Raw genomic sequence first — 22,633 nt, 5'->3', positions numbered from 1 at the left:
CGCACGTTAACAATGCGCATTGCCGGAGTCCGCGGTCAAGCGCGACCATGCGCCTTGGCGTTGCTCCGTTGCATCGCTAGGGCAAGAAAATGCAGCGCGCGGACGTCATCATCCTCGGCGGAGGGCTGGTCGGGCTCACCATCGCCATCGCGCTCGACAGGCACGGCCTCACCAGCATTGTCGTCGACCCGGCCGATCCGCAGACGCAGCTGACGCCGCAATATGACGGCCGCGCCACCGCGGTCGCCAGCACCTCCTGGCGGATGCTGGAGGCGATCGGCGTCGGCGACAGGCTCGAAGGGCAGGGCTGCCCGATCCGGTCGATCCGCGTCAGCGACGGGCTGGAGCCCGGCGGGCTGCAGTTCGATCCGGAGCCCGACGACGATCCACTCGGCATCATGTTCGAGAACCGGCTGCTCCGCGCCGCCCTTCGCGACAGCGCGATGGCGGCGGAGAAGGTCGAGCTGGTGATGCCCGCCCGTCCCGCCGAGATCGTGCGCGACGACACCGGCGTGCGGGTCGCGCTGGAAGACAGCCGCCTGCTCGCGGCGCCGCTGCTGATCGGCGCGGAGGGACGCAACTCGCCGACGCGCGAGCTTGCCCGCATCCCGGTCGCGCGCTGGAGCTACGATCATGCGGCGATCATCGTCACGATCGAGCTTGAGCGGTCGCACGAGAACACCGCCTACGAAATCTTCTACCCCACCGGCCCCTTCGCGATCCTGCCGATGCTCCCCGGCACGCGTTCGGCGATCGTCTGGTCGGTGCCGTCGCGAGACGCCTCCGCCGTGCTGGGCCTGCCCGATCGCGCAATGGCGGCCGAAGTTGAGAAAAGGATGGGCGGCTTCCTCGGCGCCATCCGCATGGCCGGGCCGCGCGCCAGCTACCCGCTCGGCTTCCACCATGCGACCACGATCACCGCCGAGCGCCTCGCGCTGGCCGGCGACGCCGCGCACGGCATCCACCCGATCGCCGGTCAGGGGCTCAATCTCGGCTTCCGCGACGCCGCCGCGCTGACTCAGGTGCTGGTCGAAGGCGCCCGCCTCGGCATGGACCTCGGCGACGCCCAGCTGCTCGACCGCTATCAGCGCTGGCGCAGCCTCGACACCTTCATGGTCGCGGCGGCGACGGACGGCCTGACCCGGCTCTACGGCATTCCCGGCCGCACCGCTTCGGCGATCCGCCGCTTCGGCATGGGCGCGGTCCAGCGGATCGGGCCGCTCAAGGATCGCTTCATGGCCGAGGCACGCGGCGAAAGCGGCGATCTGCCGCTGCTGCTGCGAGGATTGCCGATTTAGCTACGGCACCGCCTCGACGCCGGCGAGATAGGCGTGGATCGACGACACCACGACCGAACCTTCGCCGACGCCGGAGGCAACGCGCTTGGTCGACCCGGACCGGACGTCGCCGACCGCGAAGATGCCTTCCTTCTCCGTCGCATAGGGCGACGACAGGGCCATCCCTTCCGAATCCCGCCCAGTGATGACGAACCCGCCGCGGTCGAGCGGGATGCAGCCGTCGAGCCAGTCCGTATTCGGGACGGCCCCAATCATTACGAACACGTTGCCGACCGCCTTCGTCTCGGCCTCGCCCGTCTCCCGGTTGGTCCAGGTCACTTCCTCAAGGAAGTGCTTGCCCGAAAGGCCTGTGATCTCGGTAAAGGGGTGAAGGGTAATCTTCGGCGAAGCGTCGATCCGCTGGATGAGATAGTCGGACATGGTCGCCGCCAACCCCTCGCCGCGGACGAGGATGTGGACGTGCTTGGCCTGCTGCGACAGGAAGACCGCGGCCTGCCCGGCGGAATTGCCGCCGCCGACCACGACCACCTCCTCGCCGACGCAGAGATTCCCCTCCATCCAAGTGGCGGCATAGTGGATGCCCTGGCCCTCGAACCGCTCGTAATTCTCGACATCCAGCGTGCGATAACGGGCGCCGGTGGCGATCACGACCGAGCGGGTGGAGACGCTCTGCCCGTCCTCCAGCTCGATCCGGAACGGGTTGCGGTCGCACTCCATGCCGGTGACGCGGCGGGAGATGGCGAGACGCGCTCCGAATTTCTGCGCCTGCACCTGTGCCCGCCCGGCCAGCGCTTCGCCCGAGATGCCGGTCGGAAAGCCGAGATAATTCTCGATCTTGGAGCTGGTGCCCGCCTGGCCGCCCGGCGCGAGCGGCTCGATGACCAGCGTGTCCAGCCCCTCCGACGCCCCATACACGGCCGCCGCGAGACCCGCTGGCCCCGCGCCGACGACGACGAGATCGTAGACCTGTCCGGGCTCAAAGCTCTCGGTCAGCCCGAGCGCGTCCGCCAGCTGCGGCGTGGTCGGGTTCGAAAGGACGAATTCGCCGGGCAGGAGCACGACCGGCAGCTGCTCGGAGGTCACCTGCAGCGACTTGAGGATGTCGGCCGTCTCGGCATCAACATCGGTGCCGAGCATCCGGTGGGGATAGCCGTTCCTCGTTAGAAAACGCTGGATACGCAGCGCATCCGCGCAGTGCGAGGAGCCGATCACGACCACGCCCCCCTGGCCATGGCCGATCAGTCCGACGCGGCGCAGGATGAAGGCCCGCATCACGACCTCGCTGATGTCTGACTCCGCTTCCAGCATCCGCCGGAACGCGTCGCGGCGGACGCGGATCACCCGGCAATCGGCCCCGGCGCGGCCGCCGACCAGGATTTCGTGGCCGTTCAGCAGGTCGACCTCGCCGGTGAACTGGCCAGCTTCGTGGACGTGGATGATCTCCTCGTGGCCGGTCGTGCCGGGATCGGTGATCTCGATCGAGCCCTGCAGCAGGACGAAGAAATCGACGCCGCGGTCGCCGCGCCGGAACAGCGGCTCGCCTTTGCCGAGCGTCTCGGTCGTGCCGTAGCCGGCGATCCGCTCGATCTGCTCGGCGGTCAGCTTCGGAAAGGTCTGCGCCAGCCGCGCATAAGGATCGCTGGGGTCCTGGACCGCCTGATCGGCCATTGCACGTCCTCCGTTCAGCCGGTTCGTCTCGCCTCGTCGACGAGCATCACCGCGATGCCCTGCCGGATCGGGAAAGCGAACTTCGCCTCGTCCGAGACCAGCTCCTGCGCCTGCGCATCGTAGCGCAGCGGCGTGCGCGTGACCGGGCACACCAGCACCTCAAGCAGCGCCTCGTCGAAGCCGATGCTCATTGCAGCGTCTCCGGCCCGTCGGCGCCACCGGGCGCCATGCGCTGGAACTGCATGAACTGGACCAGCAGGTCGGCCCGGCCGGCAATGTCGCCCGCCTCCAGCAATGCCTGCTTGGATCCCGTATCGAGCGGCGCGATTTGGGCGATGCCATTGACCAGCATCTCGTCGTCCAGCCGTCCGACCGCATCCCAGTCGACGGCATAGCCCAATACGTCGGCATAGCGCTTGGCCTCGCGCTCCAGCTCGGCGCGCTGGGCGATGCCGAGCGGTTCCGGCTCCGCATCGTCGTCGAAGCCGCTGCGGTCGGCATCGACCTGCCGATATGGCGTCGTGACGTCGGCCTCGCGGAGGATGCGGAAACGCGAAACTCCCTCCAGCACGATGTTGAAGCGGCCGTCGTCCAGCTCCTCCGAGCCGACGATGCGGCCGATGCAGCCGACCTCATACACTTTCGGCGGCTCGCTCTCGTCCTTCGGCTGCACCATTGCGATCAGCCGGTCGCTGGCGAGCGCGTCGCGCACCATCGCCCGGTAGCGCGGCTCGAAGATGTGGAGCGGAAGCTGGGTCCGCGGGAAGAGAAGCGCGCCCGCCAACGGGAAGATCGGCACCCGCAACGGGCCGGCGCCGGGCATCAGGTGAAGAGGATCGCGGAGAGGCGGCGGCGCTGGTCGCGCGCCCATTGATCCTCGAGCCCCACCACCTCCATGAACTGGAGCAGCCGCTTGCGCGCGGCACCGTCATTCCACTCGCGGTCGCGGCGGATCAGCTCGAGCAGCTGATCGGCCGCCGCGTCGCGCTGGCCGCCCGCCATCAGCGCGCCGGCCAGCTCGAAGCGCGCTTCATGATCGTCCGGATCGTCGGCGAGCCTCCGCTCGAACGTGCCAGTTTCCGCATTTGCCGGAGCGATCTCCGCCAGCGCCAGCGCCGACTGTGCGCGGGCGATTGCCGGATCCTTCGCCGCCTTCTCGGGCACGTCGGCGAGCAGCGCCCGCGCTTCCTCGACCTGTCCCGCCTGCACCAGCGCCCGGGCGAGGCCGGAGATCACTTCGGCATGGTCGGGCGCCATTTCGTGGATCTGGCCGAAGATCGACACCGCCCGTTCCGCATCGCCGCCCGCCAGCACCTCTTCGCCCATCGCGATCAGCGGCTCGATCTGGTCCTCCAGCTGCTGTTCCTCGCCCTGCACCGGCAATTGCCCGAGGATCTGGTCGAGCGCGCGGGCGAGCTGCCCTTCGGTCCGCGCCGGCGTCAGGTCAGCGACCAGCTGGCCCTGGAACACCGCATAGACGGTGGGGATCGACTGCACGCGGAATTGCGCGGCGATCATCTTGTTCTTGTCGACGTCGATCTTGACGAGCTTGACGCCCTTCGACGCGTAATCGGCGGCCACCTTCTCGAGCACCGGGCCGAGTTGCTTGCACGGCCCGCACCATTCCGCCCAGAAGTCGACGATGACGAGGCTCGTCATCGACGGCTCGATCACCTCCTTCTTGAACTGGTCCAGCGCCTCGCGCTCGGCGGCGCTCATGCCAAGGGTCGCCACGTATTCGTCACTCCGAAAAGGCTGATCGTTGCGCCCCTATGTGGGATGCTGGGCGAGTCTGCCAAGCCCGCCAGATGGGGCTTGCGACCCCCGGAGGCCCATGCTAGCAGCCGCCGCCTTACCTCAGCCGGTCCGCATCGCGCATCGGCTCAGCCATGTCGAGCGGGCGTAGCTCAGGGGTAGAGCACAACCTTGCCAAGGTTGGGGTCGAGGGTTCGAATCCCTTCGCCCGCTCCATTTCTCCGTGAAGGTATCTTGCCGTTGCGCGGTCGGAACGGATCGCGTGAAGCGCCGTTGGGCGTGGCAGCGGGGCAGCGGCTTCCGTGACCATCGACGCGGGTGCTAATGGACGACACGCTTCAGATCCTCGACGCCTCGGCCTTCGAGCCGCCCCCGGAAGCGGTCGATTTCTATGTCGAGAGTCTCAGGCTGCTGGTCGAATCCGGCGTGCCGTTCCTGCTCTCGGGCACATACGCCCTCTCCTGCTTCACCGGCATCATCCGGCCGACCAAGGACCTGGACGTCTTCTGCAAGCCGTCGGACGCCCCCAAGATCCTCGCTTTCTTCAAGAGCAAGGGCTACGAGATCGAGGTCGAGGACGAGCGCTGGATCGGCAAGGTCTGGCAGGGCGAGAATTTCTTCGACGTCATCTTCAACATCTCCTCGGTCTCGATCCCGATCACCGACGAGTGGTTCGACGAGAAATATGCGGTCGAGGTCTACGGCACGCGGGTGCTGATCACGCCGCCGACGCAGTTCATCCTCTCCAAGCTCTTCCTGCAGACGCGCTACCGTTATGACGGCGCCGACGTCGCCCACGTCATCCTCCGGAAGCATGCGGAGATCGACTGGAAATGGCTGCTCTCCGCGGTCGAGCTCTACTGGGAAGTGCTGCTCATCAATGTGCTCAACTTCCGCTTCGTCTACCCAACCGAGCGCGACCTTATCCCGCGCGCCGTATTCGACGAGCTGATCGACCGGCTCAAGGCGCAGGAGGAGATGCCACCTTCCGGCGTCCGCATCTGCCGCGGCCGGCTCTTGAGCCCCACCGATTATGTGATCGACGTCAGCGAATGGGGCTTCGCGGACGTCGTCGGCAAGGGAATCGACGAGAAGCATGAACGACCCAAGCATTGATGCGAACGGCACGCTAACTGTCGCAGCGATCGGCGATCTCCACGTCCGCGATACCGGGGAGCGCCGCTATCGGGAGCTGTTCGCCGAGATTTCCGAGGCCGCGGACGTGCTGGTGCTGGCCGGCGATCTCACCGATTTCGGCAAGACCAGCGAGGCGGAGCTGCTCGCGGAGGACCTCAGGGCCTGCACCATCCCCGCCGTCGGCGTGCTCGGCAATCACGACTATGAATGCGGGCAGCCCGAGAAGGTGGCCGAAATCCTCTCGCAGGCGGGCGTCACTCTCCTCGACGAGCAGGCGACGATGGTCGAGGGCGTCGGCTTTGCCGGCGTCAAGGGCTTCATCGGCGGCTTCGGCCGGGCCGAGCTCGACCCGTTTGGCGAGACCGCGATCAAGACGTTCGTAGATGAGTCTATCGGCGAGGCGCGCAAGCTCGAGCATCAGCTCCGCACATTACGGACCGAGCGGATCATGGCAGTGCTCCATTATTCGCCGATCCCGGAGACGATCGAGGGCGAGCCGCTGGAGATCTTCCCTTTCCTCGGCTCCTCGCGCCTCGCCCAGGCGGTGGACCGGTTCGACAACGTCAGGGCAGTGGTCCACGGCCACGCCCATCGCGGCCGCTATGCGGGCCGCACGCCGGGCGGCGTGCCGGTCTACAATGTCGCGCAGTTCGTGGTGAGCGCGGAGCTCGGCCGGCCCTACGCCTTGCTGGAAATCTGAGGGCTCAGCGCGGACGCGGGCCGGGCATGAACATTGCTGCGGGCGCAGACGTCGGCACCGGCGCTCCGTCCGGCGGATTGCGCGGGTCGAGCAAAGCCGCCGTCTCGATCATGTCGAGCGCGCGGCGGGCGGAGACGTAGCGGCGTGCATCGGCGATCCACTCGGCCGCGTTCGCCTGCCCCGGCGTCCGCAGCACCTCGGCAAGGGCAACGTCGACCTGGCCCGCATCGAGCCGGCGCTTGGCCCGCTGCAGCCGCTCGGCCGGAAGCGTTGACGGCGTGCCGCCCTTGCGGATGGTGATGAGCTCGCCGAGCTCGGCTCTCAATGCCGTCCACCAGTCCTGGTCGGGACCCCCGCCGATCAGCTGCGGCCCCACTTCCTGGAGACCGGTCTGGAGCTCCTCCAGCGTCACCGGCTGGCGGGCGGCGGTGATGATCGTCGCCACCGCCTGGCGCTGGCTGTCACCGAAGCGCTGGCGAAGCAGGCCCTCGATGTAGCCGAGCGGCACGCCCCGATCGAGCGCGCGGCGTGCGGCGAAGGCGACCAGCAGCCCCTCGGCGCGGTCGGCGTTGCCCGCCGCCGCCTGCGACTGCTGCGAGATCTCGCCTACGCGCTGCTCGAGCTGGTTGACCCGGCGCGTCGTCTCGGGATCGATGACCAGGCGCTGGGTTCCCGTATCGGCCGGCGTCGGCGCGGGGGTGGGCACGGCAGCCGGACGCACCGGCGCGGCGCGCTGGACCGGCGGCGGCGCGGGACGGATACCCAGATAGGTCGCGGCCGCGTCCCAGCGGGTGAGCAGCCAGCCCATCAGCACGAGCCCCGCCGCGAAGGCGAGCAAGGGGAGCAGCAGCATGGCGATCAGCGAACGCCGCCCGGGGGCGGTCTCTCCGCGCACATATTCGACGCTCATCTGGCCAGTCCTGTGCCTTTCACGGCGTCAATGTTGCACAGCTTGGCGGCAAGCTCCAGCAATGCCTGATCCCGCGGCGCCGCGGCAATCGCCTTGTCGGCCCAGCCCTCGCCCGCCGCCCCGGCCGCGGCATCGCTGATCGCCGCGAGGCGGATCCTCCCCCGGCCGACACCTGCGGCGTCGATGATCGCGGCGAACAGACGTCCGGCGCGTGGCGAATGGATCAACACGAGCGCCCCCGCGTGGATCGCCGCCTCGGCCTCGGCCGGGAGCCGATCCAACGCCTCCGAGGCATAGACCGGCACGTGCGCGATCCCGAGTTCCGGATGCTCCAGACCCACATGATCCCTTCCGCCAAGGTGAAGCACCCTGCGGATGCCGTCAGCCGCCATCATCTCGGCCACGGCGCTTCCGTCGCTCGGACCAATCCGGGAGACGACCAGACCGGCGTTCCGCGCTGCGGCCGCCGTGCCCTCTCCGACGCAATAGCAGGGGAGTGAGGCAAGGTCAGCGAGCCCGCTGCCTGCATGCCGCGGCGCATTTGCGCTGGTGAGGAGGAGGGCGTCGCACGCGTCTGTCTCAGGCACCCGCCATTCCAGAGCCCTCACCTCGAACAGCGGTGCGACGACGCCTTCCAGCCCCAGCGCGGCCGCGCGGGCGGCCGTCTCGTCGGCACCGGGCTGCGGCCGCAGGATCAGAATTATGGCTGCCACGCGGCGAACAGCGCCCGGAGCGACGGCGCGGCGCGGTCCAGCATCTCGCGTGCAAGTGCGAGCGGCGCCTGTTCGTCGCCGGCAGGGAAGCGGGTTTCCACGCGCTCCACCTCCTTGCCGTCATTGCTGAGGATTTCGGCCCGAAGCAGGATCTCTTCGCCCTCCATCGTGGCCAATGCCGCCACCGGGGAGCGGCAGCCGCCGCCGAGGCCTTCCAGCAGCCGCCGCTCGGCCGCCACGCAGAGGTGGGTCTGCTTATGATCGATCGCCTCGACCAACTGGCGCACGCGCTTGTTGCCGGCCAGAACCTCGACGCCCACAGCGCCCTGCGCCGGCGCCGGGAGCATGTCGCTGACGGTCGTGCCGATCTCCCCCTGGCCGAGGCGCTCCAGTCCCGCCGCAGCCAGCAGGGTCGCATCCGCCTCGCCCATTTCGAGCTTCCTCAGCCGCGTCGCGACATTGCCGCGGAAGGAGACGATGTTGAGGTCCGGCCGGCGTGCGAGCAGCTGCGCCGTCCGCCGCGGCGACGATGTGCCGACCCGCGCCCAGTGCGGCAGCGCCTCGATGCTGTCGGCACCGACCAGCCGGTCGCAGACATCTGCGCGCGGCAGCATGGCGGCGATCACCAGCTCGCCCGGACGCAGCGTCTCGACATCCTTCATCGAGTGGACCGACATGTCGGTGCGGCCGTCGAGCAGCGCCTTGTCCAGTTCCTTTGTCCAGAGGCCCTTGCCGCCGACCTCGGCCAGCGGCCGGTCCTGGATCTGGTCCCCGGTCGTGGTCATCGCCACGATCTCGATCCGCTCGGGGCCCCAGCCATGGGCCTCGCGCAGCGCCTCGGCGACCATCCGGGCCTGGACCAGCGCGAGCGGCGATCCGCGGCTGCCGATGCGAAGGGGCTGTCTCATGCGGCGCTTGTGCTAGCGGCTCCGCTGACTACAGGAAAGGGCGTGAGCCTGATCCTCGGCATCGAATCCAGCTGCGACGAAACCGCCGCGGCCCTCGTCACCTCCGACCGGCGCATCCTCGCCCACCGCCTGGCCGGACAGGAGAACGAGCATCGCCCGTTCGGCGGCGTCGTGCCGGAGATCGCCGCACGCGCCCATGTCGAGATCCTGCCGCAGCTCGTGGAAGATGTGCTGCGCGAGGCGGACATTTCGCTCAATGAGGTCGACGCCATCGCAGCGACCGCGGGTCCCGGGTTGATCGGCGGCGTCATGGTCGGGCTGGTGACGGCGAAGGGCCTTGCCCTCGCCAGCGGCAAGCCGCTGATCGCGCTCAATCATCTCGAAGGGCACGCGCTCTCGCCGATGCTGGCCCAGCCGGACCTAGACTTCCCCTATCTGCTGCTGCTCGTCTCGGGCGGCCACTGCCAGTTACTCTTTATTGAGGGCGTCGGGCGATACCGCCGCCTCGCCACGACCATTGACGATGCCGCGGGCGAGGCATTCGACAAGAGCGCGAAGCTGCTCGGTCTCGGCTTCCCCGGTGGCCCCGCAGTGGAGCAGGCGGCCAAGTCCGGTAATCCGCTAGCCGTGCCGCTGCCGAGGCCGCTGGTCGGCTCGGCCGAGCCGCATTTCTCCTTCGCCGGCCTCAAGAGCGCGGTCTTGCGCGCCCGCGACGCTGGCACCTGGACCAACGAGGACATCGCGGCATCGTTCCAGCAAGCGGTGGTCGATTGCCTGATCGACCGCACCGAGCGTGCCCTGCGCAATGCGAGTGGGGCCACGGCCTTGGTCGTGGCCGGCGGCGTGGCGGCGAACCAGCGCATCCGCGCGGCCCTGACGGAGCTCGCGAAGGCGCACGGCCTGCCCTTCGTCGCCCCGCCTTTGTGGCTGTGCACCGACAATGCGGCGATGATCGCCTGGGCCGGGGCGCTCCGTTTCGAGCAGGGCTTGGTGGATGGTCTCGACGCGCCCGCCCGCGCCCGATGGCCGCTCGATCCGTCCGCCGAGAAGGCCCGCGGTGCGGGGGTGAAGGCATGACCGCACCGCTCACCCTCACCTCAGACGGAGTTGGAGTTTGACTGCAGTCAGACCAATCGGCGTCATCGGCGGCGGCGCATGGGGCACGGCGATGGCTCAGGTGGTCTCGGCCGGTGGCGGAAAGACCCTGCTTTGGGCGCGCGAGCCCGAAGTCGTGGAAAGCGTCAACGGCCACAATGAGAATCGGCTTTTTCTCCCCGGGATCCCGCTGAACCCGGCGATCCGCGCCACCGCCACCCTCGATGAATTGGCCGAATGCGACACCATCCTCGTCGTCACTCCTGCCCAGCATATGCGCAGCGTCCTCGCCGCCATGCCCCGACTCCGGTCGCCGCTCATCCTCTGTGCAAAAGGCATGGAGGAGGCGACCACCAAGCTGATGCATGACGTCGCCCACGAGGAGCAGCCCGACGCGCCGATCGCGGTCCTCTCCGGCCCGACCTTTGCCCATGAAGTCGCTGCCGGTCTCCCCGCCGCCGTCACGCTGGCGGTCGAGGACCGGGATGTGGGTGAGGCGTTGCGGGCCCGCCTCGCCCGTCCCTTCTTCCGGCCCTACCTCTCCACCGACGTCATCGGTGCCGAGATCGGCGGTGCGGTGAAGAACGTGCTCGCCATCGCCTGCGGCGTGGTCGAGGGCCGCCGCCTCGGCCTCAACGCCCGTGCGGCGCTCATCTCGCGCGGCTTTGCCGAGATGACCCGCTTCGGCCTCGCCCGCGGCGCCCGCGCGGAGACGCTCGCCGGATTGTCGGGCCTCGGCGATCTCGTGCTCACCTGCTCGTCGACCAGCTCGCGCAATTTCAGCCTCGGTAAAGGCCTCGGCGAGGGACGATCCGCGGCGGAGCTCCTAGCCGATCGCCGCACCGTGGCCGAAGGCGCCTCCACCGCGCCTGTCCTGCACCGCGCCGCGGGCGAGGCCGGCGTCGACATGCCGATCGTTGCTGCCGTCAACGCCCTGTTGTCAGGCGAAGCGTCGGTCGATCAGGTGTTGGAGCGCCTGCTCTCGAGGCCGTTGCGGAGCGAGGGCGTCTAGAAGTCCCAGCAGATGCCCTTATTCTCCCAGTCGCCATAGCGGGTCGGCTCGCGCCCCTTGGGTCCGCCATGCTCCTCGCCTTCCGCGACGGGGGCGGGCTGCGGCAGCGGCGGGCTCTTCGACAGATGCGCGGGCGGTTTTACGTGGGCGGGGCGTTCGGCCATGACGGTCTCGTTTGATATTGCGGGCGCTCGGCCCCACATTTCGGGCGTGGAGGCGTGCAAAGCAAGATGAAGGGGGCTGCGCGCCTAGAGGATCCGATCGGCACGGCCTCGCGCCGCGCCGCGATGCGGCTGCTCGATGCCGTGCTCCGCAAAGGGCTGCCGCTCGAGGCGGCGCTCGACACCGCCGCGCGCGATCTGGACCGCCCTGACGACCGCGCCTTCGCCCATGCCATTGCTGCCGAGGGGTTGCGGCGTCTCGCCGATCTGGACGCGCTGATCGACAGCGCCACCCGAAAGCCGCTCCCCGATGACGCCAAGGCGCGTTTCGCGTTGCGGATCGCGCTCGTCCAGGCGCTGGCGCTGAACACGCCGCCGCACGCGGCGATCAGCACGACTTTGCCCCTGGTGGATGGTGGTCCACGGCGGCTCGTGCACGGCGTCTTCGGCACCCTGATGCGGAGGGGCGCCGCGCTACCTGAAATCCCCACCTTACCGGGTGGTGTGGCGCATCGCTGGCAGAAGGCTTGGGGCGGGCTTGCCGTCGAGGCTGCTGCCAAGGCCATGGCCGTGCCGCCGCCGATCGACCTCGTGCTGGCCCGGGACGAGGCGCCCGAGGGGCTGGAGGGCACGAGCCTGATGCCGCGCCACTTGCGGCTGAAGCGAGGTGCGGCCGTCGCCGGCCTGACGGGCTATGGTGCGGGGGATTGGTGGGTGCAGGACATCTCGGCATCGATGCCCGCCCGCCTGCTGGGCGAGGGGCGGAGACGCACCGCGCTCGATCTCTGCGCCGCACCGGGCGGCAAGACGATGCAGCTCGCCTCCGCAGGCTTCGAGGTCACTGCCGTGGACGCCTCGCAAAGTCGTCTGGCACGACTTTCTGAAAATCTAGAACGCACCAGGCTCGAGGCGCGCGTCGTCACTGCCGACGTCATGAAATGGCAGCCAGCCACTCCTGCCGACGCGATCCTGCTCGATGCGCCCTGCTCTGCGACCGGGATTTTCCGCCGCCACCCCGACGTGCTCCATCGGGTTCGGCCGCGCGCCATCGCCGAGCTGGCGGAAGGGCAGAAGGCGATGCTCGCCCGCGCCTGCGGCTGGCTGAAGCCCAGCGGCACGCTCGTCTACTCCGTCTGCTCGCTTGAGCCGGAGGAGGGGGAGCAGGTCGCCGACGCGTTCCTCGCCGAGCATCCGGACTTCGCCCCCGATCCGATCCGGGCGGATGAGGTACCCGCGGAAATGCGGATCAAGGACGGCCGCCTCCGCATCCTTCCCGGCGCCTTTGCCGAGCAGGGCGGCGCCGACGGCTTCTTCATCGCGCGTTTCACACGGATTAGCGGGGGATAACTTCCCGCTTTCCTTGCCCCGCGAGTCCCGGCTGGTTACTCCTTGAGCGTGCAGCAGCAAGTCCGCATCGCTCCCTCCATCCTCTCCGCCGATTTCGCTCGCCTCGGCGAGGAAGTGAGAGCGATCGACGAGGCGGGTGCCGACTGGATCCATGTCGACGTCATGGACGGCCATTTCGTCCCTAACCTGACCATCGGCCCCGCCGTCGTGAAGGCGCTCCGCCCGCACACCGCCAAGCCGTTTGATGTCCACCTGATGATCTCGCCTATCGACAATTTCCTGCAGGCCTTCGCCGATGCCGGCGCCGACATCATCACCGTTCACCCGGAAGCGGGGCCGCACCTCCACCGCACCATCCAGCACATCAAGTCGCTGGGCAAGAACGCTGGCGTCTCGCTCAACCCGGCGACGCCCGCCAAGATGCTCGATTATGTGCTCGAGGAGGTGGACCTGGTGCTCGTCATGAGCGTCAATCCCGGCTTCGGCGGGCAGAGCTTCATCGACAGTCAACTCCGCAAGATCGAAGCGATCCGCAAGCAGATCGACAAAGTCGGCAAGCCCATCGACCTCGAAGTCGACGGCGGCATCGATGTCGCAACGTCGCGCCGCGCAATCGATGCAGGCGCCGACGTGCTCGTCGCCGGCACGGCGACCTTTCGCGGCGGGCCTTCCGCTTATGCCGCCAACATCAGGGGGTTGAGAGGCTGATGAGCGTGCTGGACAGGATCGATCCGTTCGAGGGCCAGCAGGAGATCGAGCCGGGCAAGCGGCTGATCAAGGTCGGCGACGATCGCGGCGTCTCGCTGTCGGAGCGGCTCGCTTACCGCCTCCACCGCCTCGCCTGGCGGACGCCGGTGCACAGCTTCCGCCTCCGCGGCCGCTTCCCGCTGAAGCTGCTGGCCGTGCCGAAGGATCCGATCGCCGGCGACAAGGCGATCGGCGAGGCGATGCTGCTCGGCAGCCTCGTCCACGGCAACGAAAGCTATCCGATCGATCAGCTCCGCTTCTGCGACCCGCGCTTCTCGGCCGAATATTGCGATTACCTGCAGAGCTTCGCCTGGCTGCGCGATCTCGCCGCCGCCGCCAATCGCGAGAAAGGCGACAAGATCGCCGAGAAGCTGGTGCGGAAATGGCTCGCCGCCCACGCCGACCAGGTCAGCGAGCGCGCCTGGCGGGCGGACATTTGGGGCCGCCGCATCCTCTTCATCGCCGCCTACGCGCCTTATGTCCTGGCATCGAAGGACTTGGTCTACCGCTCCTCGGTGCTGAACACCGTCGCGCGTGGGGCCCGCCACCTCGACAAGGGCGCCGACAAGGCGCCCCAAGGGCTGCCCCGCATCGCCGCCTGGATCGGCGTCATCGCTTCGGCCCTCGTCATCCAGGGCGGCCCGGCGCGGCTCAGCAAGGGCGAGGCCGGCCTGCTCCGCGCGCTCCGAGCCAATCTTCATGACGATGGCGGCCTCGTCAGCCGCTCGCCGCTTGAGCAGGTGAAGCTCGTCGAACTGCTCGGCCAGCTCCGCGCCGTTTATTATGCGAGCCGGCGCGACGTTCCCGACGAGATCGCGGACATCCTTTCCAGCACCGTCGCCGCCTTGCTGGCGGTCACATTGGCCGACGAGGCGCTGTCGAGCTGGCAGGGCGGCAACATGCTGAGCAAGCGCCGCGTCACGGCGGCGGTGGAAGGCTCGGGCGTCACCACCCGTCCGCTGCGCCAGGCACGCGGCTGGGGCTATCAGCGCCTTTCCGCGCGCAACAGCGTCGCTGTGCTGGACGCCGCGCCGCCGCCCGCCAGCCGCGCCCTCGCCGGCGGCTGCGCCTCGACGCTCGCCTTCGAGTTCGGCGACGGCGCCAATCGGCTGGTCGTCAACTGCGGCGGCGTCGGCGCCGACACGAATATCCTCCCGCCCGAGCTGGTGCAGGCGCTGCGCACCACCGCCGCCCATTCGACGCTGACGCTTGGCGACCGAAACTCCACCGCGGTCCATGACGACGGCACGCTCGGCAAGGGCGTCGGCCAGGTCGAGCTGTCGCGCGACGAGACCGGCGGCACGACCATCGTCGAGGCGAGCCATGACGGCTATGTCCGCCGTTTCGGGTTCCTCCACCAGCGCAAGCTGACGCTCAAGAGCGACGGCAGCGAGCTGTCCGGCGACGACGTCCTGATCCCGCAGGGGCGCCTGCGCCGCGGCGGCACCTCCTACGCGGTCCGCTTCCACCTCCACCCGTCGGTTGAGGTCACCAGCACGGCCGACGGCCAGGGCGCCATCCTCCGCATCAAGGGCGCCGCCGCCTGGCAGTTCCGCTGCCGCGGCGGCCAGCTCGCCATTGAGGACAGCCTCTGGGTCGACGGCTCCGCCCGCCCGCACGGAAGCCAGCAGCTCGTCATCACCGGCGGAACGCCGGCCGACGGCATCACTATCTCCTGGGCGCTGAAGAAGGCTGCCTGACGCGCTAGCGCCGTTCCGGCGGCGCCAGCGTCAGCGTCCATTTCGCCGGCCCGGGAAGGAAAGGCGTCGGCCGCCCCTCCACCCAAGCCTGGTGCCCGGCGAGGTAATAAGGCGCCAGCGGGTTGCCGGACTGGCCGCCGGGCATGTGGAACAGCCCCTCCCGCTCGTGGCCCGGCGACACCGCGAAACGCTCGCTCGCCCCGGCGCCGCGCCATTGGGCGCGGACGACCGAGGCATCGCCCGGCACCGCCACATCCTTCGGGTCGACCAGCCAGCCGAGGCCCGGGATCGCCTCCGCCAGCGGGTGACTGACCCCAGCCCTGGAGACGCCGCCCCATTGGTAATCACCGATGCCCCCAGCCTTGCCGACATCCTCCGCGACTTCGATGAGCGCGGCGGTGATGAACGCATCCCAGCTTCGATCGCCCGGCGGCACCAGCCCCGGCGGGCGTGCCCTCAGCAGCCGGCGGAGCGTCCCTTCGCCCTGTGAGGCGGAATAGCTGCGGCGCGGCTTTTCGGGCCTGCCCATATAGGCGCCGTAGAAGCGCTCCACCGCCGCCTCACGGAAGGCGGCGACGAGGCGATAGCCGACCGAGCCGGGAACGGCGCGGCCACCCCATTTCGCGACCGGCTCCATCATCGCTGCGAACCGCGGATCGCGTCGCCGCTTGGCGAGCTCCGCCGCCATCACCTGCTGCCAGAAGCGATTTCGCACGCCCGCATCGTCGAGCTGGATCGCAAGGAAGTCGCGCGGCGCGAAGCGGTTCTTCGCGAACAGGAGGTCGCGGATCCTCCCCGCCCGGGCGCCGGTATCGTACCGCCCGTCGCCGAGCTTGGCATAATCGACACCGCCGACGACGCGCGTATTGGCGGTCCAGATGCGGCCCGCCGGCGGGTTCATCACCACCGGAATCTCCTGTGGCGGCAGATAGCCCCGCCAGCCCTTCGCCCCATCGGCGAAGCTGACGATGTCGCGCCCGTCAAAGCCTGTCCGCGCCGGCACCCGGCCCATGATCGTCCAGGCGATGGCGCCGGAGCGGTCGCCGACCACCAGATTCTGCTGCGGAATGCCCGATCGATGCGCGATAGCGACGGCTTCGGCGACTGATCCGGCACGCTCCATGTCCAAAGTCGCGCCGATCCTGACCGCGCCGGGATCGTGTGCCGTCCAGCGCATCGCGATCCGCCGCCCGAAGGCGTCGGTGCCGACCACCGGCCCCCAGATCGTCTCCTCGATCAGCAGATCCTCGCACGATCCGCCCACGCAGAGCCGCTCCGTCACGCGCCGGATCGGCTGCGGCCCTTGCGGCGTCGCATAATGGTCCCGCCGCCCCGGCACCGGCTCCACTACGACTGCGTCCGACGTGTCGATGTAGCTGTTGGTGTAGCCCCAGGCGATCCGGCCGTTGCTCCCGGCCGTCATGGTCGGCGTCCCCGGCAAGGTCACGCCGGTGATGTCGAGGGGCGCCTGCCCCGCTGTGGGCCGCACCACCAGCCGCGCGCGGTACCAGACCGACGGCACCGAATGGCCGAGATGCATGTCGTTGGCGACCAGGGCCGCTCCGGTCGAGCTGAGACCGCCCGCCACCGCCCAGTTGTTGCTGCCGGGCACGCCCGCCTCGCGTCCTACCGCCGCCAATTGCGGAGCGGGTGCCTTGATCGGCGGCAGCCCGGCCGGCAGCGGCACCTCCGGAAGGCGGCTGCCGTCGAGCGGCGCGTCCAGCTCGCTCCCCTCCGGATAGAGCAGGTTGGCGAGCGCCGGGCCGCCCCGTCTTGCCGCCAAGGCGCGGTCCAGCTCCAGCCGCGGCACGCTCGGCTGCAGGTTGATATACATGGCGAAGACGGCGAGGATCGAATCCTCCGGCCGCCACGGCTCCGCCCGCCCCAGCAGCAGCTGATATTCGAACGGCGCGGTGCCGAGCGCCTCGCGCCCCCGGTTCACCCCAGCCACATAGGCGCCGAGCAGCGCCCGCTCCGCCGGCGACATGGCGGCGACGGCCGCTCTTGCCCGGGCACGAAAGCGGTGCACCCGCATCCTCCGATCCGTGTCCGCCGCAGCGCCGCCGAACAACGCCGCCAGCTCCCCTGCGGCGAGCCGCCGCAGCGTGTCCATCTGGAAGAAGCGCTCCTGCCCATGCAGATAGCCCAGCGCGAAGGCGACGTCGTTCCGCGACGCCCCGGTGATCACCGGCACCCCTTGCGCATCGCGCGCCACCGTCACCGGCGCCGACAGTTCGGGAGCCTCCACCCGCCCCTCGAGCTGGGGCTTGGTCGCGTGCAGCACCCAGGCGAAGTAGGCGGCGGAAAGCAGGATCAGCACCAGCAACGCGATCAGCAGCCACTTGCCGATCCGCAGCGCCCGCCATGCCACGCTCACCCTTGCCATAGGCTCACCCCCGTTGACGGAGTGCTAACCGCAAGCCGCCGGAAAATCGATGCTGAAAGCGGCCCCGCGCCGCGCTAGGAGGCGCGCCATGTCCCAGGTCACGATCAAGCGCGCACTCCTCTCGGTTTCCGACAAGGAGGGGCTGGTCGAGCTTGGCCGCACCCTCGCCGCCCACGGCGTCGAACTGGTCTCGACCGGAGGCACGGCGAAGGCGCTCCGCGAAGCGGGGCTGGAGGTGCGCGACATCTCCGATCTCACCGGCTTCCCCGAGATGATGGACGGCCGCGTCAAGACGCTGCACCCTAAGGTCCATGGCGGCCTCCTCGGCGTCCGCGACGATCCGGCACATGCTGCCGCCATGGCCGAGCACGGCATCGGACCGATCGATCTGGTCGTCGTGAACCTCTACCCCTTTGCGCAGACGGTGGCGCGCGGCGCCGAACGTGACGAGATCATCGAGAATATCGACATTGGCGGCCCGTCGATGGTGCGGTCCGCCGCCAAGAACCATGCTCATGTCGCGATCGTCACCGATCCCGGCGACTATGCGGAGCTGGCGGCCGCGCTGGACGGGAATGGCGGTGCGACCTCGCTGGATTTCCGCAGGCGCCTTGCCGCCAAGGCGTTCGCCGCCACCGCCGCCTACGATTCCATGATCGCGCAATGGTTCGCCTTCGCTGATCAGGGCCAGCTCTTCCCGGATACCCTGCCGCTGACGATGAAGCGCGCGGAGGAACTGCGCTACGGCGAGAACCCGCACCAGAAGGCGGCGCTCTACCTACCCGCCGGCCCCCACAGCCGCGGCATCGCGCAGGCGAGCCAGGTGCAGGGCAAGGCGCTCTCCTACAACAATTACAACGACGCCGATGCGGCGCTGGAGCTCGTCTCCGAATTCGCCGGTCAGGGCCCCAGCTGCGTCATAGTCAAGCACGCCAACCCCTGCGGTGTCGCCACCGGCGGCACTTTGCTCGACGCCTATCAGGCGGCCCTCGCCTGCGATTCCGTCTCCGCCTTCGGCGGCATCGTCGCGGTGAACGAACCGCTCAAGGCCGAAGCCGCCGAAGCGATCACCTCCATCTTCACCGAGGTCGTGATCGCCCCCGACGCGGACGAGGAGGCTCGCGCAATCTTCGCCGGCAAGAAGAATCTTCGCCTGCTCCTGACGGGGGAGCTTCCCGACCCGGCCCGCGGCGGCCTCGCCCTCAAATCGATCGCCGGAGGCTATCTGCTCCAGTCGCGCGACAGTGGCCGCATCTCACGCAGTGACCTGAAGGTGGTCACGAAGCGCGCCCCGACGGAACGTGAACTCGCCGACTGCCTGTTCGCCTGGACGGTCGCCAAGCACGTCAAGTCCAACGCCATCGTCTATGCGAAGGACGGCGCCACCGCCGGCATCGGCGCCGGCCAGATGAACCGGTTGGAATCCGCCCGCATCGCCGCCTGGAAAGCCCGGGACGCGGCCGACAAGGCCGGCTGGCCAGAGCCCCGCACGATCGGCTCGGCGGTCGCCTCGGACGCCTTCTTTCCCTTCGCCGATGGCCTCCTCGCCGCCGTCGAAGCCGGCGCCACCGCAATAATCCAGCCCGGCGGATCGATCCGCGACGACGAGGTGATCGCCGCCGCCGACGAGGCGGGGCTGGCGATGGTGTTCACCGGGATGCGTCACTTCCGGCACTAGGTCACCCCCTGCGCACTTGCGAGAAGGGGGCAGGGGGTGGCCCTTCTCTCTTCCACTCAACGGCTCTGACCGAAGCTGCACCCTCTTTCCTACAGATCCGCTCCTCAAGCATAGACTCGTGAATGAGCGATTCGCCCCCTCCGCCTTGCCGCGGCTGCACGATTGCGGGCCCTTGCGTCGCGGCCGCCTCTCGATCGCCGCGGAGGCGAAATTTTATGTGTTTCGTTTCAACTTTGCCAACTTCGGAGCCTTTTTCTCGACGTCCAGCGCTGGGCGCGGCTCGGTGGAACCCATCTCGCTGGCGCTCCGTTGGCGCCCTGTCGGGTAACCAGCGGAGAGCGAGATGAACGTCGGCGACGAGCGAAGCACATCCTATTGGATGCACGAATCCCCCGTCATCGACGCGCCGGCGCTGACGGCCGATGCGGATTGCGACGTCGTTGTCATCGGCTCGGGCATCGCCGGCCTCTCGACCGCCTACGAGCTCTCCCGCTTCGGCCGCTCCGTCATCGTCATCGATCGCGGCGGCATCGGCCACGGCATGACGGCGCGAACGACTGCCCATCTCGCGACCGAGCTGGACGACCTCTATTCCGAGCTGATCAAGGTGCGCGGCGAGGACGAGGCCCGGCTCTACCACGATAGCCAGGTGAGCGCGGTCAACCGGATCGAGGCGATCTGCCGCGATGAGAATATCGATGCCGATTTCGCGCGCGTCGACGGCTACCTCTTCGCCGCCGAGCCCGAGCACATGAAGTGGCTCGAGGAGGAACATGACGCCTGCCACAAAATAGGCGTCGAGGAGGTCGAGTGGGTGGACCGCGCGCCGGTCCCCGGCATCGACAGCGGCCGGGCGTTGCGCTTCGGCCGCCAGGCCCGTTTCCATCCGACCAAGTATCTGCGCGGCCTTGCCCAGGCGATCCTCGATCGAGGCGGCCGCATCTACGCGAACACGATCCATGTCTCGGACAAGGAAACCGAGGACGGAGTGGAGATCACCACCGAGGCGGGGCCGGTGATCCGGGCGCGGGCGGCAGTGTTCTGTACGAACTCGCCGACCAACGACAAGGTGACCATCCACACCAAGCAGCTGCCCGACCGAACCTATGTGGTCGCCGGCAGGGTGCCCAAGGGCAGCGTGCCCGACGCGCTCGTCTGGGACACGTACGAAGCCTACCATTATGTCCGCATCCAGCCGCTCAGCGAGACGGAGGATCTGATCATCGTCGGCGGCGGCGATCACCGCTCCGGCGAGGAATATGATCAGGACGAGCGGCTCGACGATCTCGAGCGCTGGACCCGCGAGCGCTACCCCTCCTTCACCCGCGCCGAATATCGCTGGTCGGGCCAGGTGCTGGAGCCGATCGACTTCATGCCCTTCTCCGGCCGCAACCCCGGCCAGACGAACATCTACATCCATACCGGCGATTCAGGGCAGGGCATCACCAACGGCGTCGCCGGCAGCCTCACCATCATGCCTTTGATCATCGGCGAGGACAGCCGCTACGCGCCCGTGCTGGACCCGAGCCGCAAGTCCGTCTCCACCACCTCGATCGGCGAGTTCATCAAGGGCCAGGCCGGCGCGGTGAAGAACTTCGCGGAATATGTCGGCCCCGGCGACGTCAAGTCGGAGGACGAACTGCAGCCGGGTGAGGGCGCGCTGATCCGCCACGGCCTCAGCCAGGTCGCGACCTACAAGGCAGAGGACGGCACGATCATCCGCCGCTCCGCCGCCTGCACCCATCTCGGCTGCCTCGTTCACTGGAACGGGTTCGAGAAATGCTGGGACTGCCCCTGCCACGGCTCCCAGTTCGCGCCCGACGGACAGGTGCTCAACGGTCCGGCGGTGAAGCCCCTGGCGGAGGTGGAAGAGTAGCGTCCTCGCCCTTCTTCATCCGGAACAGCACGCGGTCCTCGTGGGTAAAGCCGCGCTTCCAGATGACAGCGCCGAACGCGGCCAGGATCACGGGGATGCCGATCGCCAGCTCGACCCATTCGAGGCTCGGCGGCAGCAAGGTGAAGGCAAAGCCGACCACGATCGCCACGCCGGCCGCCCAGACGATCGGCCAGCGCCAGCCCTGCACCGGCGCGTCGAGCAGCCGGCAGAGCAGCCGCGCCTTCAGGATCGAAGACAGGCCGACGGCGAGCACGAGCGCGACGGCCGGTCCTGCGGCGGCGAAGCTCTCGGGGAGGCGGTCCGTGGGCAGATCGAACCTTTCGACCAGCCACGGCGGCAGACGCACCGCCCGCAATCCGAGGATCAGCGCCACCGATAGCGCCCCCTGCACCCCGATCATCAGCAGCGAGAGCATGAGGTTCCGGTGCCGCGCGATGTACACGAGGGCTGCTTCCGACACGACCGCCGTGGCTGCGACGGCTTCCGCAGCGAGCAGGAAGGCGAGCGCACCGGTGCCGCCGACGAAATTCGGCCCCACCAGCCCCATCACCGCCTCACCGGGAATGCCGAGGGCGAGCGCGATGCCGACCTGCGCGGCGATGATCCAGAAGCCGACCTGCCGCACCTGCTTGGCCACCGCCTTCAGGTCCTTCTCGGCCAGCTTCTGGGTAATGACCGGCCCGAGGATCGGGTCGAAGCTGGTCTTGAGCTTCTGCGGCAGCGAGGCGACCTGCTGGGCGACATAATAGATGCCGACGATCGCCGGCGAGAAGAACAGGCCGAGGATCGCGATGTCGAGCCGGCGCGAGCCCCATTCGATCGCGTCGGCAGCGGCGAGCGGCATGTTGCGCCGGGCGATCATCCAGAGCGCCACCGGCTCCGGCCGCCAGCCGCGCGGGGGGCCGTAGCTCCTGAACAGCGGCCATAGCGACGCGCCCAGCGCGGCCACCATCGAGATCACATAGGCGATGATGAGGCCGTCGCGGGACGAGACGAAGGAGAGCAGGAAGGCCGCGATGCTGATCGTCCAGGGTTCGACGATGGCCCGCGCGGTGACGGTCGCCTGCACATTGTGGCGATAGGCGAGGGCGGCGAGCGCCACATCCGACCCGGCCACTGCGAAGACCACCAGCGGCAGCAGCCATTCGAGGCCGATCACCTCGCTGTTGGGGAACATGATCTGCGGGAAGAGGGCGAGGAGGATCGTCGCCACCGCCGAGGCGAGGAAGGCGACCAGCATCCCGTCCCAGACGACGCAGACATGCGGCTTATCGGTGGAGGAGAGCTGCTGGGCGAGGCCGCGCTTCAGCCCCAGCGTCGCGATCTGCGCCGCGAACTCCACCACCAGTACGGCATAAGCGAAGCGGCCGAGCAGCTCCGGCCCATAGATGCGTCCCGCGATGAACAGGAAGGGGAGGCGTGCGGCGAGGCGGAGCAGGAAGCCGAGGAAGTTGGTCCGCCCGCCCTTGGCGAGCGCCGCGATATCATCGGCTGGCTTCGCGGTCTCGCTCATCGAGCTCG

Annotated in this window: 20 protein-coding genes and 1 tRNA gene; 11 read left to right on the top strand and 10 right to left on the bottom strand. The window is 68.9% G+C overall.

What is annotated here, in order from left to right:
* The first annotated feature begins 89 nt into the window (after positions 1-89).
* On the top strand, positions 90-1,298 hold the full coding sequence (locus AC5JBD_RS02830; RefSeq protein ID WP_495720246.1) for a UbiH/UbiF/VisC/COQ6 family ubiquinone biosynthesis hydroxylase: 1,209 nt from the start codon (positions 90-92) through the stop codon (positions 1,296-1,298).
* On the opposite strand, the gene AC5JBD_RS02825 is transcribed toward AC5JBD_RS02830, so the two are convergent.
* The 4 genes from AC5JBD_RS02825 to AC5JBD_RS02810 are packed head-to-tail and all read right to left on the bottom strand — an operon-like array spanning position 1,299 to position 4,700.
* The gene (locus AC5JBD_RS02825; protein WP_495720245.1) at positions 1,299-2,966 is read right to left on the bottom strand and encodes an FAD-dependent oxidoreductase; all 1,668 of its coding nucleotides are present in this window, start codon (positions 2,964-2,966) and stop codon (positions 1,299-1,301) included. It abuts the gene before it with no gap.
* 14 nt (positions 2,967-2,980) lie between these two features.
* The gene (locus AC5JBD_RS02820; protein ID WP_495720244.1) at positions 2,981-3,157 is read right to left on the bottom strand and encodes a Trm112 family protein; all 177 of its coding nucleotides are present in this window, start codon (positions 3,155-3,157) and stop codon (positions 2,981-2,983) included.
* Complete coding sequence (locus AC5JBD_RS02815; RefSeq protein ID WP_495720243.1) at positions 3,154-3,789, bottom strand: LON peptidase substrate-binding domain-containing protein; 636 nt, start codon at positions 3,787-3,789, stop codon at positions 3,154-3,156. The genes AC5JBD_RS02820 and AC5JBD_RS02815 overlap by 4 nt, the downstream gene beginning before the upstream one ends.
* Positions 3,789-4,700, bottom strand: a complete 912-nt coding sequence (locus AC5JBD_RS02810; protein ID WP_495720242.1) for a tetratricopeptide repeat protein — start codon at positions 4,698-4,700, stop codon at positions 3,789-3,791. The genes AC5JBD_RS02815 and AC5JBD_RS02810 overlap by 1 nt, the downstream gene beginning before the upstream one ends.
* Positions 4,701-4,862: 162 nt before the next feature.
* Between AC5JBD_RS02810 and AC5JBD_RS02805 the strand changes: the two genes are divergently transcribed.
* The 3 genes from AC5JBD_RS02805 to AC5JBD_RS02795 all read left to right on the top strand — a co-directional run bounded on the left by AC5JBD_RS02805 (position 4,863) and on the right by AC5JBD_RS02795 (position 6,558).
* Positions 4,863-4,937 (top strand) — tRNA-Gly (locus AC5JBD_RS02805).
* Between the two features lie 108 nt (positions 4,938-5,045).
* The gene (locus AC5JBD_RS02800; RefSeq protein ID WP_495720241.1) at positions 5,046-5,837 is read left to right on the top strand and encodes a nucleotidyltransferase family protein; all 792 of its coding nucleotides are present in this window, start codon (positions 5,046-5,048) and stop codon (positions 5,835-5,837) included.
* On the top strand, positions 5,818-6,558 hold the full coding sequence (locus tag AC5JBD_RS02795) for a metallophosphoesterase family protein (RefSeq protein WP_495720240.1): 741 nt from the start codon (positions 5,818-5,820) through the stop codon (positions 6,556-6,558). Before AC5JBD_RS02800 ends, AC5JBD_RS02795 begins: the two co-directional genes overlap by 20 nt.
* Before the next feature lie 4 nt (positions 6,559-6,562).
* On the opposite strand, the gene AC5JBD_RS02790 is transcribed toward AC5JBD_RS02795, so the two are convergent.
* The 3 genes from AC5JBD_RS02790 to hemC are packed head-to-tail and all read right to left on the bottom strand — an operon-like array spanning position 6,563 to position 9,089.
* Positions 6,563-7,468: a hypothetical protein gene (locus tag AC5JBD_RS02790; protein WP_495720239.1), complete on the bottom strand. Its 906-nt coding sequence runs from the start codon at positions 7,466-7,468 to the stop codon at positions 6,563-6,565.
* The gene (locus AC5JBD_RS02785; protein WP_495720238.1) at positions 7,465-8,181 is read right to left on the bottom strand and encodes a uroporphyrinogen-III synthase; all 717 of its coding nucleotides are present in this window, start codon (positions 8,179-8,181) and stop codon (positions 7,465-7,467) included. Before AC5JBD_RS02785 ends, AC5JBD_RS02790 begins: the two co-directional genes overlap by 4 nt.
* Positions 8,169-9,089 (bottom strand): hydroxymethylbilane synthase, encoded by a 921-nt coding sequence (hemC, locus tag AC5JBD_RS02780; RefSeq protein WP_495720237.1) that lies wholly within the window; start codon positions 9,087-9,089, stop codon positions 8,169-8,171. The genes AC5JBD_RS02785 and hemC overlap by 13 nt, the downstream gene beginning before the upstream one ends.
* Before the next feature lie 42 nt (positions 9,090-9,131).
* On the opposite strand from hemC, the gene tsaD reads away from it, so the two are divergent.
* Positions 9,132-10,166 (top strand): tRNA (adenosine(37)-N6)-threonylcarbamoyltransferase complex transferase subunit TsaD, encoded by a 1,035-nt coding sequence (tsaD, locus tag AC5JBD_RS02775; RefSeq protein WP_495720236.1) that lies wholly within the window; start codon positions 9,132-9,134, stop codon positions 10,164-10,166.
* A 37-nt stretch (positions 10,167-10,203) separates the two neighbouring features.
* Entirely contained in the window at positions 10,204-11,196 is a 993-nt protein-coding gene (locus AC5JBD_RS02770) for an NAD(P)H-dependent glycerol-3-phosphate dehydrogenase (RefSeq protein ID WP_495720235.1), read from the top strand.
* Here the strand turns inward: AC5JBD_RS02770 and AC5JBD_RS02765 are convergent.
* Positions 11,193-11,360: a DUF1674 domain-containing protein gene (locus AC5JBD_RS02765; RefSeq protein ID WP_495720234.1), complete on the bottom strand. Its 168-nt coding sequence runs from the start codon at positions 11,358-11,360 to the stop codon at positions 11,193-11,195. The genes AC5JBD_RS02770 and AC5JBD_RS02765 overlap by 4 nt on opposite strands.
* A 66-nt stretch (positions 11,361-11,426) precedes the next feature.
* On the opposite strand from AC5JBD_RS02765, the gene AC5JBD_RS02760 reads away from it, so the two are divergent.
* The 3 genes from AC5JBD_RS02760 to AC5JBD_RS02750 are packed head-to-tail and all read left to right on the top strand — an operon-like array spanning position 11,427 to position 15,151.
* Complete coding sequence (locus tag AC5JBD_RS02760; RefSeq protein WP_495720233.1) at positions 11,427-12,704, top strand: RsmB/NOP family class I SAM-dependent RNA methyltransferase; 1,278 nt, start codon at positions 11,427-11,429, stop codon at positions 12,702-12,704.
* 48 nt (positions 12,705-12,752) lie between these two features.
* Positions 12,753-13,412: a ribulose-phosphate 3-epimerase gene (gene rpe, locus AC5JBD_RS02755; RefSeq protein WP_495720232.1), complete on the top strand. Its 660-nt coding sequence runs from the start codon at positions 12,753-12,755 to the stop codon at positions 13,410-13,412.
* Positions 13,412-15,151, top strand: a complete 1,740-nt coding sequence (locus tag AC5JBD_RS02750) for a heparinase II/III family protein (RefSeq protein WP_495720231.1) — start codon at positions 13,412-13,414, stop codon at positions 15,149-15,151. Before rpe ends, AC5JBD_RS02750 begins: the two co-directional genes overlap by 1 nt.
* A 4-nt stretch (positions 15,152-15,155) precedes the next feature.
* Here AC5JBD_RS02750 and AC5JBD_RS02745 read toward each other — a convergent pair whose 3' ends face one another.
* Entirely contained in the window at positions 15,156-17,537 is a 2,382-nt protein-coding gene (locus tag AC5JBD_RS02745; protein ID WP_495720230.1) for a penicillin acylase family protein, read from the bottom strand.
* Between the two features lie 88 nt (positions 17,538-17,625).
* Between AC5JBD_RS02745 and purH the strand changes: the two genes are divergently transcribed.
* Together purH and AC5JBD_RS02735 are read left to right on the top strand one after the other, a co-directional pair.
* Positions 17,626-19,215 carry a bifunctional phosphoribosylaminoimidazolecarboxamide formyltransferase/IMP cyclohydrolase gene (purH, locus tag AC5JBD_RS02740; protein WP_495720229.1) on the top strand — a complete coding sequence of 530 codons (1,590 nt, stop codon included), beginning with the start codon at positions 17,626-17,628 and terminating at the stop codon, positions 19,213-19,215.
* Between the two features lie 343 nt (positions 19,216-19,558).
* Positions 19,559-21,091, top strand: coding sequence for an FAD-dependent oxidoreductase (locus AC5JBD_RS02735; protein WP_495720228.1), 1,533 nt, complete (start codon positions 19,559-19,561; stop codon positions 21,089-21,091).
* Here AC5JBD_RS02735 and AC5JBD_RS02730 read toward each other — a convergent pair.
* On the bottom strand, positions 21,048-22,625 hold the full coding sequence (locus tag AC5JBD_RS02730) for a lipopolysaccharide biosynthesis protein (protein ID WP_495720227.1): 1,578 nt from the start codon (positions 22,623-22,625) through the stop codon (positions 21,048-21,050). The genes AC5JBD_RS02735 and AC5JBD_RS02730 overlap by 44 nt on opposite strands.
* Positions 22,626-22,633: the final 8 nt, after the last annotated feature.

It is taken from the genome of Allosphingosinicella sp., assembly GCF_059502505.1.
Note: the sequence above shows the minus strand (reverse complement) of the source record. Positions and strands in the feature narration are given on the sequence as shown.